Source organism: Lactiplantibacillus plantarum (assembly GCF_014131735.1).
Taxonomy (GTDB): domain Bacteria; phylum Bacillota; class Bacilli; order Lactobacillales; family Lactobacillaceae; genus Lactiplantibacillus; species Lactiplantibacillus plantarum.
This window is the reverse complement of sequence record NZ_CP039121.1, coordinates 202,413-217,118: the sequence shown is the minus strand read 5'-3', so window position 1 is coordinate 217,118 and position 14,706 is coordinate 202,413. Positions and strand designations below refer to the sequence as shown.

The 14,706-nt window shown below is 43.7% G+C and carries 12 protein-coding genes; 3 read left to right on the top strand and 9 right to left on the bottom strand.

Annotated elements, in window-relative coordinates; all coding sequences use genetic code 11:
- Positions 1–15: 15 nt before the first annotated feature.
- The 3 genes from E5260_RS00905 to E5260_RS00895 are packed head-to-tail and all read right to left on the bottom strand — an operon-like array spanning position 16 to position 4,195.
- Positions 16–1,296: an MFS transporter gene (locus E5260_RS00905; RefSeq protein ID WP_003643052.1), complete on the bottom strand. Its 1,281-nt coding sequence runs from the start codon at positions 1,294–1,296 to the stop codon at positions 16–18.
- A 14-nt stretch (positions 1,297–1,310) separates the two neighbouring features.
- Positions 1,311–2,888: an alpha-L-rhamnosidase-related protein gene (locus E5260_RS00900; protein WP_003643053.1), complete on the bottom strand. Its 1,578-nt coding sequence runs from the start codon at positions 2,886–2,888 to the stop codon at positions 1,311–1,313.
- A gap of 29 nt (positions 2,889–2,917) precedes the next feature.
- Entirely contained in the window at positions 2,918–4,195 is a 1,278-nt protein-coding gene (locus E5260_RS00895) for an MFS transporter (protein ID WP_003643054.1), read from the bottom strand.
- A gap of 220 nt (positions 4,196–4,415) precedes the next feature.
- Between E5260_RS00895 and E5260_RS00890 the strand changes: the two genes are divergently transcribed.
- On the top strand, positions 4,416–5,315 hold the full coding sequence (locus E5260_RS00890; protein WP_225442961.1) for an AraC family transcriptional regulator: 900 nt from the start codon (positions 4,416–4,418) through the stop codon (positions 5,313–5,315).
- A gap of 89 nt (positions 5,316–5,404) precedes the next feature.
- Here E5260_RS00890 and E5260_RS00885 read toward each other — a convergent pair whose 3' ends face one another.
- The 6 genes from E5260_RS00885 to E5260_RS00860 all read right to left on the bottom strand — a co-directional run bounded on the left by E5260_RS00885 (position 5,405) and on the right by E5260_RS00860 (position 11,559).
- Entirely contained in the window at positions 5,405–6,037 is a 633-nt protein-coding gene (locus E5260_RS00885) for a Fic/DOC family protein (RefSeq protein WP_003643056.1), read from the bottom strand.
- Positions 6,034–6,480, bottom strand: coding sequence for a helix-turn-helix domain-containing protein (locus E5260_RS00880; RefSeq protein WP_016511055.1), 447 nt, complete (start codon positions 6,478–6,480; stop codon positions 6,034–6,036). Before E5260_RS00880 ends, E5260_RS00885 begins: the two co-directional genes overlap by 4 nt.
- Before the next feature lie 238 nt (positions 6,481–6,718).
- Entirely contained in the window at positions 6,719–7,726 is a 1,008-nt protein-coding gene (locus E5260_RS00875) for a LacI family DNA-binding transcriptional regulator (RefSeq protein WP_003643058.1), read from the bottom strand.
- A gap of 137 nt (positions 7,727–7,863) precedes the next feature.
- A complete protein-coding gene (locus tag E5260_RS00870) occupies positions 7,864–9,327 on the bottom strand; it encodes a UDP-glucose--hexose-1-phosphate uridylyltransferase (protein WP_003643059.1) in 1,464 nt (487 codons plus the stop codon).
- Positions 9,327–10,331, bottom strand: coding sequence for a UDP-glucose 4-epimerase GalE (gene galE, locus E5260_RS00865; RefSeq protein WP_003643060.1), 1,005 nt, complete (start codon positions 10,329–10,331; stop codon positions 9,327–9,329). The genes E5260_RS00870 and galE overlap by 1 nt, the downstream gene beginning before the upstream one ends.
- Positions 10,332–10,395: 64 nt before the next feature.
- Positions 10,396–11,559 (bottom strand): galactokinase, encoded by a 1,164-nt coding sequence (locus E5260_RS00860; protein ID WP_003643061.1) that lies wholly within the window; start codon positions 11,557–11,559, stop codon positions 10,396–10,398.
- A gap of 283 nt (positions 11,560–11,842) precedes the next feature.
- On the opposite strand from E5260_RS00860, the gene E5260_RS00855 reads away from it, so the two are divergent.
- Positions 11,843–13,723 (top strand): glycoside hydrolase family 2 TIM barrel-domain containing protein, encoded by a 1,881-nt coding sequence (locus E5260_RS00855; protein ID WP_003643062.1) that lies wholly within the window; start codon positions 11,843–11,845, stop codon positions 13,721–13,723.
- On the top strand, positions 13,707–14,666 hold the full coding sequence (locus E5260_RS00850; protein ID WP_003643063.1) for a beta-galactosidase small subunit: 960 nt from the start codon (positions 13,707–13,709) through the stop codon (positions 14,664–14,666). Before E5260_RS00855 ends, E5260_RS00850 begins: the two co-directional genes overlap by 17 nt.
- The last annotated feature ends 40 nt before the right edge of the window (positions 14,667–14,706 follow it).

The window sequence follows — 14,706 nt, the reverse complement described above, 5'->3', positions numbered from 1 at the left end:
GTAATATTAATCAATTTATTCAGAAACCGCTTTCATCATTGGGTCTTTTAAACCGGTCTTCTTAATAATAGCGACAATGATCACTGCACAGGCACCGAATAGCACCGTACATCCAACCATAATCCATAATAAGAGTTGCGGCGAATATCCCATTAATGTTGGCGTTACTAGTGAGAAAGCAGCGGTCAGCACCCGAACTAAGCCATAAGAAAAACCCGTCATCGTTGCCCGTGCATCCACTGGATAGAAAGTCTGACTCCAAATTTTATAAAGGGCCTCACCACATAATACTGTGCTACCAGAGTAGAAAATATAAACAACGGTGAAAATCTGCCAGTCATCACTAAAGATCCCTGCAGTCACAAAGGAAAGCAATGCTACGGCAATACCTAAATACATCACTCGGTAGCGATACCTAGTGTCTGAAACCTTTAAATAGATCAGGTTAACTAACAGACACACGATATTGGCAATTAATGCCACGATTGTCGAATAGGCTTGCGTACGGCCATCAACAGTCACTAAGAAATAGTTAACAAATGACCCCCACGTATTGGCCGGCAAATTCCAAAATAGATAAAAAACAGTTAGTAGAATCATTGGTACTAACAAACCACCTGTTCGCAATAGCTGACCTAATCGATACTTCTTAACCGATTGACCGTTAGATGCACAGTCCACATGTTCATGGTCAACTAAGTCTGTTTCAATCTGTTTAAAACGCTTTGAAAAGACCCGCACGCACCAATTAATAATTGCCACTAATCCAATCCAACCAAATAAGGCTGCCGGGCTTCCCATACCACTGTTAGCAGTTATAAAACCAATAAACTGTGACAACAAAATGCCCATCGTCCAAAAAATCTGAGTTGAAGAAATTGCCCGACCATAAACTTTACTAGACATCCGTTCCGAAATAACCGCCAATGACGTTGGTAAATCAGCACCAGAGGCCAAACCAGCAATCACAACACCAATAATCAATATCGTCGTATTTTGTGCAATCGCAATAATAAACGAGCCAATCGCGACAAAAAAGATATCAGCATTAAACACCGCGACCCGGCCAAATTTATCCGACAGCCAGCCGCCCACAAATGAACCAATTGCAACCGCGACCGTCAGCATAGTACTTAGTAGTCCGACCATCCAGCTATTCAGTGCTAAATATTTTGTCCAGATAGGTAGCGCTACTCCCAGACTAACGAGCAACGCTGCATCCATATAGGAAGCTAGACCAGCAACAATTATTAAGAGTACGTTTGCTTTACTCAGCTTTACTTTTTCGTCAACCATCGCAGACACTCCTCCTAAACGAGGTACTTATTAATCAAGTACACCGGTGTACAGCTCCAAGCATGACAATAACTATTTAAAATGGGACTCCCATACGGCGAATAATCAGGTTGATTAGGATCAAATGCTTCCCAATAAGTATCCGCACCTAGCGTAATCATTTTGCCCCAGTAATCTTTCATTAATTGGACGGCCTCTTGCTTTAAGCCTGCTTCAAATAATGCTTCCGTAATATGGTGATACATATACGGCGTTGCAATACCAGTAATTGGAAACAGTTTCGTGACGGTCGTTTGCATAAGCGCCGTGGTTTGCTCAGGATCCAAAACATGTGCTAGTGTCATCCACACTTGGCTTGCCACATTAACTTCACGCTGATCCCCTGAGACAAATAACCCCGATTGCGAATCAAACAATTGAGTTTTAGCGTACTGGTTTAATTTACGCAGTATCGCTGTATAGGTCTCTAAGCTTGTATCATTAACCAGTTCCGCAAGCGTAATAAATTGTTTTAGCGTATAAATAATAATGGCCTGCCCAGCCGTTTCTTTGTCAAAATCATTTGACCAGTCGATGAAAACCGGATTTTCTTCAGTCAATTTCAATTTACCTTCAGAAGTAACTTGTGCCAACGCCAAATCCATTTGATTTTTAGCAACACGATATAAATCATTCAAAACTGTTTTATCAGAACTAAACGCCTCATAATCAGCCAAAATTGAAATAAAGAATAGACTGTAATCAAACAAGAAGGTGTCATCTGGAACTGCCGTTGGTTTAGTAAAAACATTGGCAGGAATCCGGCCAGCCGTTGTAGGCATCGCACCGAACAAATACAGACACCGCTTGACCAGATCTGTATCTTTGAACGTTGCATAATTGGCCAATGCTTGTAGCCGAAGATCACCAATCCATAATCGCCGATCGCGCTTTGGTCCATCTTCAAAGACATCCTGCATACAATCAGCTAATGTTTTCAAGCCAACCTCATAAATCCGTTGTAATTGTGCATCGGCTAATTTCGGTTGATGCACTGTCGCAGTGTCTACCGCACTTGTCGCCGTGACCACTGGATTGCTAAAAACAGCTCGCCATTTTGGTGACGTATCAACAACTGTGATCTCAGCATAACGAAAACTATAGCGTCGTGGTAACGTCAGCGTGGTTGGCAGCACATCTAAGTGAACAGTTTCTTCTTGAATCCAAGATTTGCTCAACCAACCGTCGTAATCTTCACTCTTGCGTGCTAATTCTGCAGGCATTTCAGCAAACTTAATCTTAAAACATAGTGGTGCATCCATTGGTGAACCAACAGCGTTAATATTAATACTAAATTGACCAACCTGATGATCGCCAAAATCTATGATAATTTGGTCGTCACGTTTCAACTCATAACTTGATAATCGTTCAATAGGTGCAATTTGTTTAACACCCCATCCTTCAAGGTATTGCGTATCACGCTCGAGCGCCACAATCGATGCCGCCTTAACTTGGGTTTCTTTCAGTATTGGCCGATAGCTTGCCGACTTGTCTAATAATGCTTGATTATGCCGAAATTGAACATCATTATTGATTTGAAAAGTAAACGCCATCTCTTCCACTCGCTTTCTAAATACTTTGTTTAAAAGTTATTAATACCATGTTTCTTTTCCAATCGCATCATTGTCAGCCCTGCTACAAAGCTAATAAAGACAATGGCAGCGAACCCAAACATCGTGTTACGAATTGCTGATGGCACAACTAACGCAGGTGTAATTAAGGCAAATAGGCCACAACATACCCGTGAAAAGCCATTAATAAATCCTTGAACTGATGCCCGAACTTCAACTGGAAATGCTTCCTGTGTCCAAACTTTATACATCGCTTCACCAGCAATATTATTCCCAATGTTGTAACAGCCAATCGTGATGACAATTGGCCATAACGAATGACTACTCATTGCTAGTCCGAGCATTGCCAAAAATTGAACGGTAATCCCAACTAAGAAGAACTTATTACGATACTTACCCCCAGCGACTGATGCAAAAGCCATGGTTGCCAACAACGAGATAAAGTTTAGGACTATCCCAGCACCAGTTGCGAAACTTTGACTCGCATGTGCTTGAACCAGCGTAAACGTTTGAAACTGTCCGAACGTATTGGCCAGTAGATTCCAGCAAACATAGAAGATTAAAATACTGAAGAAGAATGCCATAAAGCGTCCCTTGTTGGCACCAGCGAAGACCGTCTTAATCGAGACCTTCTCTGTTGTCTGTGAAGCTGCTTCGCGATCAATACGCCGTTGTTCACCTTCTTCATGAAATGCTCGGAACTTAGTTGAAAAAGTCCGCCATGCCCAAGTAATCAAGGCAAAAATTGCTAAAATCGAAAAAACAATCCGAGCACCGGAAGCACCGGCCATTTTAGAAACAATAAAGGCACAAACATAAGACATGAAAACCCCAATTTGCCAGAAGATTTGCGTCGACGATACTAAACTAGCCGAGGTCTTATCATCCGGTGCATCATGCGAAACTACGGTTAAACTAATTGGTAAATCAGCACCCGAAGCTAACCCGGTAATGATGACGCCAATCAAAAGCATGATATAATTATTCGAGAAAACACAGATCAAGGCGCCAATCGCATAAATCAGGTTTAACCAATTAAACGATTTAACTAGACCAAAAGATTTTGTTATCTGTCCTGCTAATAAGGATCCAATTGCAATTGCAAAAGTTAGTGCACCTGAAATAATACCAACTTGACTGTTAGTAAGACCTAGTCCGTTCTGCCACACTGTAATAGTCGCGGATAAGCCAACGATAATTCCTGATCCTAGAATTGAACCAATTCCTGCAGCTACTGCTAATGGCCGATATTTTTTTACCATTGAAGTTGACGTCTCGCCGTTATTCATATGAAGAACCTCCCTTTATTTATACGAATATTGTAAGCGATTACTGTAAGGGGTACCATATCTCGACTACATGAATGATCGTGCAAAATCACAGGTTCCACTAAACGATAAATATTAAAGAAGGTTAGTATTAATGACTAGTAAATTTCTCAATTACGAATTATTTGCTCTGACACCGGTTGAGCTAAAGCAACGCCAATCACATGGTAACGTTAACTACATGGACTTAGATTATGTGAATAATCCGATTCCCCAGATGCCCCGCTCAGATTTTTTTAAGCACGGTGATATTGCTGTTACCAAAAATAATCGCTTTTCCTATGTTCCAGCTCACACGCATAGCTTTATTGAGCTTAATTATATGTATGCTGGCACTTGTACTCAGTATATTAATGGCGAAAAAGTGACCCTCCATCAGCACAACCTAATTTTGATGGATAAAGACATTGTTCAGCAAATTGAATCAACGGGCAGTAATGATATTTTGATTAACATCTTGCTCAAGAATGACTCAACGATGAACCAACTTTTCGACTATATTGCCGTTTCAACCAATGAAATCACTCAATTTTTATATAATGCATCCCACATCAATACGTTGCACAACAACTTTATTCTGTTTGACTTAACACACCAAGAAGTTGCCATCAATCTAGTTGAAAGTTTAATTATCAAGGGCCTTACAAAGAGCCGCCAACGTAATAAATCAATGGGCCTGCTGCTATCTACATTAATTCTTGAATTATCGCAATCGATTGAGCAAGAATACATTAACTTTTCTGACAATACGGACGACAATCTTTTGCCAATCATTCAGTACATCAATCAGAATTTCGCCAGCGTGACATTACGTGATGTCAGCGCCAAGTTCTCTTATAATACGAATTATCTGGGTAACAAATTAAAAGAAGCGACAGGCAAGACCTTTAAAGAACTTGTTGACCGCCGCCGAATTTCTGCTGCCCAAAACCTGATGATCAAGACTAACTGTACACTCGCTGACATTTGCGACATCATCGGATATCAAAACACCTCATCACTCTTTCGTCTGTTTAAAAAATACCTAAAGACCACCCCATCCGAATATAAACGAAAAGTTAGTGGCCCACTCAAGCAGTAAAATTGACCGCTGCAACAAACGTCATATATCTCACTAAACTAAAACAACAAGTGCACTCAGATTAGAAATTCCCGAGTGCACTTGTTGTTTTACTTTAAGACCATTCTTAGTATCACGACTAACAATAATTGATCTATTTGGTTAGTACTTCCAGGAACACCTGTGCCATCATCTTGAATTAACGCTTGCATGTAAGCATCCTGCTGTGCCTGGGTATAGTTGATGTCAAAACCATGCTGCCAAGCCAAAACCTCAGTAAACAGCCGCGTCGTGCGGCCATTACCTTCCCGAAACGGATGAAACATGTTGATTTCGGTGACAACTTGCCCTAACGCCTGTGCAACTTGTTCCCGGTCATCCGGTAACAGCGCAAAATTATCGAGTTGGCGTTGAATATCTATCTCAGCATTACCAAATAAAGCCACCGGGTGAAAAAACGTCACTACGCCATTCGCGGTCTTGTTGAAATCAACTTCGCGATAGTGACCGGCCCAGTCGTAAATTTCACCGAGCAAAAACCCATTGATCAATTTTAGCTCTCCAATTTGACGTCCTGTCAATTGATGAGAGTCTGGCAGAAGATAGTGATTGCGGGATAATTGCTGTTGCCGTTGCGTACTCACTTTGTACTCATTTTTCTGCAAAGTAGCCGCTTCAGTAATGCCTAAGCGATTTTTCAAAGTACCGTTTGGTTGTAGGTAGTCCGCCCATACCTTTCTCATTCGGCTTTACGATTGGTCGAAGTACGTATTCTTGCTAGCATCTCTTGTGCGCTAATCGGGCCTTCGTCATAGAAACGACGAGCGTCTTGAACATCTTCCTTAGTCGGCTCAAAACCCTCATACATATTGCTGATAATTGCATTCATGGTCGCCCGGTATTCCTCTTGATTCCGAAACTGCACACCCATGATGGTGAACTTCTGATCATCGTGTTCTAAATACATAATCGTATTCTCCTCCTCGAGGTTTGTCAGTGCGGTATACACCGCATCGTCCGTAGCCAAAATCTGAATCAAACGTACCGCGGTGCCACTTGGTTGGTAGTCCGCTTGTTCCCAGTGCTGTACCGTTCTAACCGATGTGTTGAGTAACTTTGCCAGCTTTGCCTGACTAATTTGGTAATGTTGCCGAATCTCCTTAAGGATTGTGGCAGTTGTTTTCATTTTCATCACCTCACTCACAATTATACCCTTGAAGGGTACAATTGTCGTTATTATGGCCTCACACCTTAGCAAAACAGACCAACTAATCAGAAAGTAGTAGCATGACCAATCAACCCATTCACGTGCGCTATTCAATACCAACCAGTGCCCATCAAAGTCATGCACCACTTTTTAACAATCGGGTGGCACATTAATTAATTACGATATTTCTGCCAAATTTCACGAACACTCGATGATTTCATTTGGTGCTTTCACGTTCTACCAACGTCGTTCCCAGTTCAATGCGCTGGGCTGCTTGACGATCATCTTGGAATCGGCTCACCAACAAATCGATGGCCGTCTTTCCCATCAGTTCAGTCTCAACATTGACCGAGCTAATCTCTGGATACACATATTCGGCCAGCGTCGTGTTATTGAAACTAAACAACTTGACCCGCTGTGGCACAGCAATATCAGCTTGCTGTAACGCTTTGAGCGCACCGGCTGCCATCGGATCATTAGCGATAAAGAAAGCGTGTGGTAAGCGGTCACCTAACATTTCAATGGCCCGTTTCATCATCAGATAACCAGATTGACTAGTGTAATCACCAGCTAATACATACTCAGCATGATAGGCATGATGCCGCTGCAACGCCTGTTCAAAGCTTTGCTGACGTTGATTGGGAATCTCCACCTGCTGATCAGTGGACCACTCTTTGCCATAAATCATACCGATATCTCGGATACCACGCCGCCAAAAATAATCAACGACGCGGTTAGTAGCAAACGTAAAATCAGTCACCACACTGCTGAATCCCTGAGCAAAGTGATCGTCATCAACAAAAACAAGCTGGCTTGACAAACGACTCAACTGTTGTACTTGGACAGGGCTAAATTTTCCCACCGCCACGATTGCATCAATATCATCGCCAACCTGATCTAAATTATTCTGGAAGATACTAGTCGTCGTAAAACCACACACTTGAGCTTGATGCTCAATTCCTTTACGAATCGCTAAATAATATAAGTCATCATGTTCTTGAATCTTAGAGTACCACTGAATCACAGCGATATTTTTCCGCATTAGCGCCTTTATATGCTGACGTTTACGCTTACTGTACCGCAGCTCGCCAGCAATCGTAAACACGCGCTTGCGTGTCTGCTCGCTCACTGATAGTGTCTTGTCATAATTTAAGACCCGCGATACCGTCGCCAATGAGACATCTGCTCGTTGCGCAATATCTTTTAACGTTACGGCCATCGTCATTCCTCTTTTCTCTTAATTAATTAGCACTGAATAACAAACGTGGGGCAACTGGGCGTGACACTATTCACCAATCATGACTCATCGGTAAATCGCGTCTGCAACACCCCGTTGCCCCACGTCTTCATTTGATTAACAACTTAATCGTGCATTGCTGCGACAAAACGATCAAAGGCTGCCTCACCAGCGTCATCCCACTTAAAGACCCCAGCATCGGCCAGAACCCGGGCAAAGACGTTGCCGACCGCCGTATCAATGACAGTCGTCACATTGTCAGCGGTGATGGTATTAGTGGCCTTCAATTGATCAGCCCATGCTTGATGCATCGCGACCATTTGATTAGGCTGATCCAACAAGTATTTGCCGACTTCAGCTAATTCGGTCTTCAACCGGGCTGGTAAAATGGCCCGGCCCATCACTTCAATCAAACCAATATTTTCCTTCTTGATATGTTGAACATCCTGATGTGGATGGAAGATGCCATCTGGAAATTCAGCAGACGTCTGATTATCACGCAAAACGATATCTAATACGTAGTCATCGCCAACTTTGCGTGCAATCGGTGTCGTTGTGTGATGACGTGTGCCATCCGTATAAGCACGAACATCCACACTCTCGTCCGAATAATTCTTCCACGTCTCATGAATCTTCACAGCGGCATCCGTTAATGCAACCAAGTCCTGACTCGTCAGCCGAATCGTCGACATTGGCCATTTAACAATCCCAGCCTTAACACCCGCGATACCTAAGTCAATCGTGCGTGCAATTGGCGCTTTCATCATTGGAAATTCGTGCCGACCACCTTGGTAATGCTCGTGTGACAGCATTGAACCACCAACAATTGGCAAGTCCGCATTACTGCCCACAAAGTAATGTGGAAATTGCTGAACAATTTCAAGTAAGTTGGTAAAAGTTTGCCGGTTAATGACCATTGGCCGGTGCTCTTGATCCAAGAAAATCGAGTGTTCATTAAAGTAAGCATATGGAGAATATTGGAAACCCCAAGTATTGCCACCAAGTGTTAACCGAATAATTCGGTGATTGCTCCGTGCTGGGTAACCGAGCCGGCCTAGATAGCCTTCATTCTGCATACATAGTTGGCAAAGTGGATAGCCATCTTGCGGTTGGTTACGCGCTGCCGCAATCGCTTTAGGATCCTTTTCAGGCTTTGATAAGTTGATGGTAATCTCTAAGTCACCAAATGGCGTTTTTGCTGGAAAGACCACGTTTTTCGCAATGGCCCGCGTCTTGATATAATCATTAGCTTTGCTTAAGTTAAAGAAATAGTCGGTTGCCGTTTGCGGACTAACCTGATACTTATCCCAAAAACGTTGGTTTAATACGGATGGTAACGGGGTCACAAGATCCATCAATTGATCCGCTAAGATATCTTCATCCGATTGGGTCGCTTCGATCTTGCCATTTTGAATCGCCGTTTTAACCAAGGCATCGGTTAAACTTGTTAATTGGTCATCGCTTGCCGCAATCGGATCACCCTCGCCGACCAAACCAAGAACCCGGTTATGCACATAGATTCGATCTAATTCAGTATATTGCGAAGGCGACGCGATCACCGCCGTGACAAATTGATCCAAACTCGTCATTATGCTTGGCCTCCCCGATCATCATAGCCGGCCGGATGACTTTCTTTCCAAGTCCAAGCCGTCTTGATAATTTCTTTCACATCATCATACTGAGGTGTCCAACCTAAAACAGTACGTGCCTTGTCGCTAGCTGCAACCAATGTGCTTGGATCACCAGCGCGGCGTGGTGCCATGATTGCTGGAATTGGCTTACCAGTGACTTCACGAGCAGCGTCCAACATTTGTTTGTTGGAGAAGCCAGTTGAAGAACCCAAGTTAAACGCATCACTATCGTGCCCCTGCTTTAGGTATTCCAAGGCTAAGATATGTGCATCAGCTAAATCGACAACGTGAACATAGTCCCGAACATTGGTCCCGTCTGGAGTGGGATAGTCGTCACCGAAGATTTGTAATTGATCCCGTTCACCAGCAGCTACTTGTAAAATAATTGGGACGAGATGCGTTTCTGGTGCGTGATCTTCGCCGATGCTGCCGTCAGGCTTAGCCCCCGCCACGTTGAAGTAACGTAAGGCCACGAACTTAATCCCGTAAGCCACATCTGACCAGTGCATGATCTTTTCCATCGCTAATTTACTTTCGCCGTATGGGTTAGTTGGCACTTGTGGGTCCGATTCCTTGATTGGCACCTGCTTAGGTTCACCATAAGTTGCTGCGGTCGATGAGAAGACGATTTTCTTCACATCGTGCTTAGCCATCACTTCGAGCAACTTAACCATCCCTGCCGTGTTGTTATCAAAGTACTTGAGCGGATCCTTCATCGATTCAGGAACAACTGAGAAAGCTGCAAAATGAATGACACCTTCAACGTTTTCTTGGTCAAACACGGTATTCATGAACACCGTATCCCGGACATCACCTTCATAAAAACGCGCGTGTTCATTGACTGCTGCCCGGTGCCCCGTGACCAAGTTATCAACAACCGCCACGTCATACCCCTTTGCAACCAACCGATCAACTGCGTGTGAACCGATGTAGCCGGCACCACCTAAAACTAAAACTGCCATTCTAATTCCTCCTCAATATTTCTCAATGCTTACTGCTAATTTGTATTTTAAATCAATTCTTTTATTAAAGTTCCTTAGGGCCGTCTGCGATTTCAGCAATGTAGAAATCAGCGTCGTAACCAATCGTGTCGCGATAAACTTTACCGACGTTTTCCTTAAAGGCATCGACTTGGTCCTTATCAACGATGGCAATACCACAGCCACCAAAGCCAGCACCAGTCATCCGCGCACCAAGCACGCCTGGTTGTTTCCAAGCTGTTTCGGCCAACGTATCCAATTCTTTCCCAGTCACTTCATAGTCAAAGTGTAGTGAAACGTGGGAAGCCGTCACTAATTCGCCAAAGGTCGTTAAATCATCGTCAGCCAAGGCCTTAGTTGCGCGAATGGCCCGTTGATTTTCGAAAACGGCATGCCGGGCACGTTTGATTAAGGTTTCATCATTGATTAAGTAGGCCGCTTCGTCAAACTGGTCGTTAGTTAAATCGCCAAGTGATTTGATGTCTAACTTAGTTTGTAATCGGCGTAATGCTTCTTCACATTCGGAGCGGCGTTCATTATATTTTGAATCCGCCAATTCGCGCCGTTTGTTCGTATTCATGATAACGATTACGTTGTTGCCTAACTTTACGGGTGCATAAGAATAGTCCATGGTGTTGGTATCAAGTAAAATTGCTTGGTCCTTTTTACCCATTCCAACAGCAAATTGATCCATGATCCCGGAGTTAACACCAACATAGTTGTTTTCGCACTTTTGACCAATCTTAACAAGATCTAATTGGCTAATACCGAGATTAAAACCAGTGTTTAACATGATTCCAGTTAATAACTCAATTGACGCAGATGATGATAATCCAGCACCATCAGGCATGTTGCCATGGACGTAGAAATCAAAACCATGATCGAATTTAACGCCGGTCTTCGCGATTTCGTCCATCATTCCCTTAGGATAATTTGTCCAACCAGCGGCTTTGTCATATGAAAGGTCGTTGACATCAAACGTGACGATCCCAGCATCTGGAATATTAGCTGAGTACATCCGCACTGTCGTATCTGTCCGGGGTGCATAAACACCATATGTCCCGATTGTAATCGCACATGGGAAAACATGGCCCCCGTTATAATCAGTATGTTCACCGATCAAGTTGATTCGACCAGGTGAGAAAAAGACCCGTTCTGGCTTGGTATCAAAGGCTTCGGTAAACTCCTGTTTTAAGTCGCTAGTATTCATGAAAAATCCCTCCGTAAATAGTTTTACTAAAATTTTATTAGTTTGACTATAATGCTTTTTTTGATTGTTGTCAACACCCCATAAGACCTTTAGAACAAGATTTGGTAACGCTTTACAAATTTATCACGTTATCGATTCAAATTCTTCTTATCGCCCGTTGTCGTTGTCAGTAGTTGTTGTCATTTAGTTAAAATTTAACTAAAACGACATATACAAATTTAATATTTTGTTTTATGATAATTGTAAGCGTTTTTATTTATGTAACTTTGAAAGGATCTTCCTCATGCAAGCTAATCTTCAATGGTTAGATGACCCAGAAGTCTTCCGGGTCAACCAATTACCCGCACATAGTGATCACCATTATTATCACGACACAGCAGAATTCAAAACGGGTAGTCGCTTCATCAAGAGTCTCAATGGCGCTTGGCGTTTTAACTTCGCCAAGACACCGGCTGAACGCCCAGTTGATTTTTATCAACCCGATTTCGATGCAACCGACTTTGATACGATTCAAGTTCCCGGTCATATTGAACTAGCCGGCTATGGTCAAATTCAATACATTAACACGCTATACCCATGGGAAGGTAAAATTTATCGTCGCCCACCGTATACCCTCAATCAAGATCAATTAACACCAGGCCTATTCAGCGACGCTGCGGACAACACCGTCGGCTCGTACCTCAAAACCTTTGATCTCGACGATGCTTTTAAAGGACAACGTATTATCATTCAGTTCCAAGGGGTAGAAGAAGCCCTGTACGTCTGGTTAAATGGCCATTTTATTGGCTACGCTGAAGATAGTTTCACCCCTTCAGAATTTGATTTGACGCCGTATATTCAGGACCAAGGTAATGTTTTAGCGGTTCGGGTCTACAAACGCAGTACTGCTGCCTTTATTGAAGACCAAGATATGTTCCGTTTCTCTGGTATTTTCCGTGACGTCAATATACTGGCGGAGCCTGCTAGCCATATTACTGATTTAGACATCCGACCAGTTCCAAATGCCAATCTCAAAAGCGGTGAGCTCAACATCACTACTAAAGTAACCGGCGAACCAGCCACTTTAGCGCTGACCGTTAAAGACCATGACGGGCGAGTACTGACGAGTCAAACGCAAACCGGTAGTGGCAGTGTAACCTTTGATACCATGTTATTCGACCAACTGCACTTGTGGTCACCACAAACGCCGTATCTCTATCAATTGACAATTGAAGTTTACGATGCTGATCACCAACTCTTGGAAGTCGTCCCATATCAGTTTGGGTTCCGGACGGTCGAGCTGCGCGATGACAAAGTCATTTACGTCAACAATAAACGGTTGGTGATCAACGGGGTTAACCGGCACGAATGGAACGCCCACACCGGTCGCGTTATCAGTATGGCTGATATGCGCGCTGATATCCAAACCATGTTAGCTAACAATATCAATGCCGATCGGACCTGCCATTATCCTGATCAATTACCTTGGTATCAATTATGTGACGAGGCCGGTATCTACCTAATGGCCGAAAACAACCTCGAATCGCACGGGTCATGGCAAAAGATGGGGGCTATCGAGCCTTCTTACAATGTTCCTGGCGATAATCCACACTGGTTAGCAGCGGTGATCGACCGGGCCCGTTCAAACTACGAATGGTTTAAAAACCACCCATCGATCATTTTTTGGTCACTTGGCAATGAATCGTATGCTGGCGAAGATATCGCGGCGATGCAGGCTTTTTATAAAGAACACGATGATTCACGACTCGTCCACTACGAAGGTGTTGTCCACACACCAGAATTAAAAGATCGCATTTCTGATGTTGAAAGTCGGATGTACGAAAAGCCCCAAAATATTGTAGCTTACTTGGAAGATAACCCAACCAAACCTTTCCTAGATTGTGAATATATGCATGACATGGGGAATTCTCTGGGCGGTATGCAATCATATAATGATTTGATCGACAAGTATCCGATGTATCAAGGTGGCTTTATTTGGGACTTTATTGATCAAGCCCTCTTCGTTCATGACCCAATTACCGACCAAGACGTGCTCCGGTATGGCGGTGATTTCGACGAACGCCACTCCGATTATGAATTCTCCGGTGACGGCTTAATGTTTGCCGACCGGACACCAAAACCAGCAATGCAAGAGGTGAAATATTATTATGGCTTACACAAATAATCAACTACACGTTATTTACGGCGACGGGAGTTTAGGACTACAGGGGGCTAATTTCCACTACCTCTTTAGCTACGAACGTGGCGGACTTGAATCACTCGTCGTCAACGATAAAGAGTGGCTCTATCGTACACCCACGCCCATCTTTTGGCGGGCGACAACCGATAATGATCACGGTAGCGGCTTTTCAGTCAAATCCGCACAGTGGTACGCGGCCGATAAGTTCTCAACTTGTCAAGATATCGAATTGACGGTTGACGACCAACCAGTCACACCGTTACCAATCGCGCCACTCAATAACAAATACACGGATCACGAAATCGCCACGAAAGTCTCACTGGCTTACCACTTCGTTACCACGACCGTTCCTAGTACCATCGTCACAGTGACTTATACGGTGACGGCAGACGGTCAGATCAATATCGCCACCCATTATAGCGGTCAGTCTGATTTGCCAGAGCTACCCGCATTTGGTCTGCGGTTTATCATGCCAACTACCGCGACCGGCTTCGACTATACCGGTTTGTCCGGTGAGACTTATCCTGACCGGCTGGCTGGCGCAACGCACGGACAATTCCACGTTGACAGTCTGCCAGTCACACCATACTTGGTCCCACAAGAATGCGGCATGCACATGCAAACTGAACAAGTGACAGTAACGCGATCAACAACACAAAATAACGCTGACCACGACAACACACCGTTCAGTTTGACATTTAGCCAAGCCGATGCACCATTCGCCTTCAGCTGCCTTCCCTATACCGCCGCTGAACTAGAAAACGCAACGCACATGGAAGAATTACCATTAGCACGGCGAACGGTCTTATCAATCTACGGTGCCGTTCGTGGGGTCGGTGGCATTGATAGTTGGGGAACAGACGTAGAATCCCCATATCATATCCCCGCTGATCAAGACATTGACTTCAGCTTTAATATTCATTTCTAAAAGTTATTTTGATTTCAAAAGAACGCTCCGGCGAGTTATT

Coding starts and splice junctions, on each gene's coding strand:
- E5260_RS00860 (WP_003643061.1), bottom strand. CDS start 11,559: ATGAATACTAGCGACTTAAAACAGGAGTTTACCGAAGCCTTTGATACC.
- E5260_RS00895 (WP_003643054.1), bottom strand. CDS start 4,195: ATGAATAACGGCGAGACGTCAACTTCAATGGTAAAAAAATATCGGCCA.
- E5260_RS00880 (WP_016511055.1), bottom strand. CDS start 6,480: ATGAAAACAACTGCCACAATCCTTAAGGAGATTCGGCAACATTACCAA.
- E5260_RS00890 (WP_225442961.1), top strand. CDS start 4,416: ATGGACTTAGATTATGTGAATAATCCGATTCCCCAGATGCCCCGCTCA.
- E5260_RS00905 (WP_003643052.1), bottom strand. CDS start 1,296: ATGGTTGACGAAAAAGTAAAGCTGAGTAAAGCAAACGTACTCTTAATA.
- E5260_RS00855 (WP_003643062.1), top strand. CDS start 11,843: ATGCAAGCTAATCTTCAATGGTTAGATGACCCAGAAGTCTTCCGGGTC.
- E5260_RS00885 (WP_003643056.1), bottom strand. CDS start 6,037: ATGAGAAAGGTATGGGCGGACTACCTACAACCAAACGGTACTTTGAAA.
- E5260_RS00875 (WP_003643058.1), bottom strand. CDS start 7,726: ATGACGATGGCCGTAACGTTAAAAGATATTGCGCAACGAGCAGATGTC.
- galE (WP_003643060.1), bottom strand. CDS start 10,331: ATGGCAGTTTTAGTTTTAGGTGGTGCCGGCTACATCGGTTCACACGCA.
- E5260_RS00850 (WP_003643063.1), top strand. CDS start 13,707: ATGGCTTACACAAATAATCAACTACACGTTATTTACGGCGACGGGAGT.
- E5260_RS00900 (WP_003643053.1), bottom strand. CDS start 2,888: ATGGCGTTTACTTTTCAAATCAATAATGATGTTCAATTTCGGCATAAT.
- E5260_RS00870 (WP_003643059.1), bottom strand. CDS start 9,327: ATGACGAGTTTGGATCAATTTGTCACGGCGGTGATCGCGTCGCCTTCG.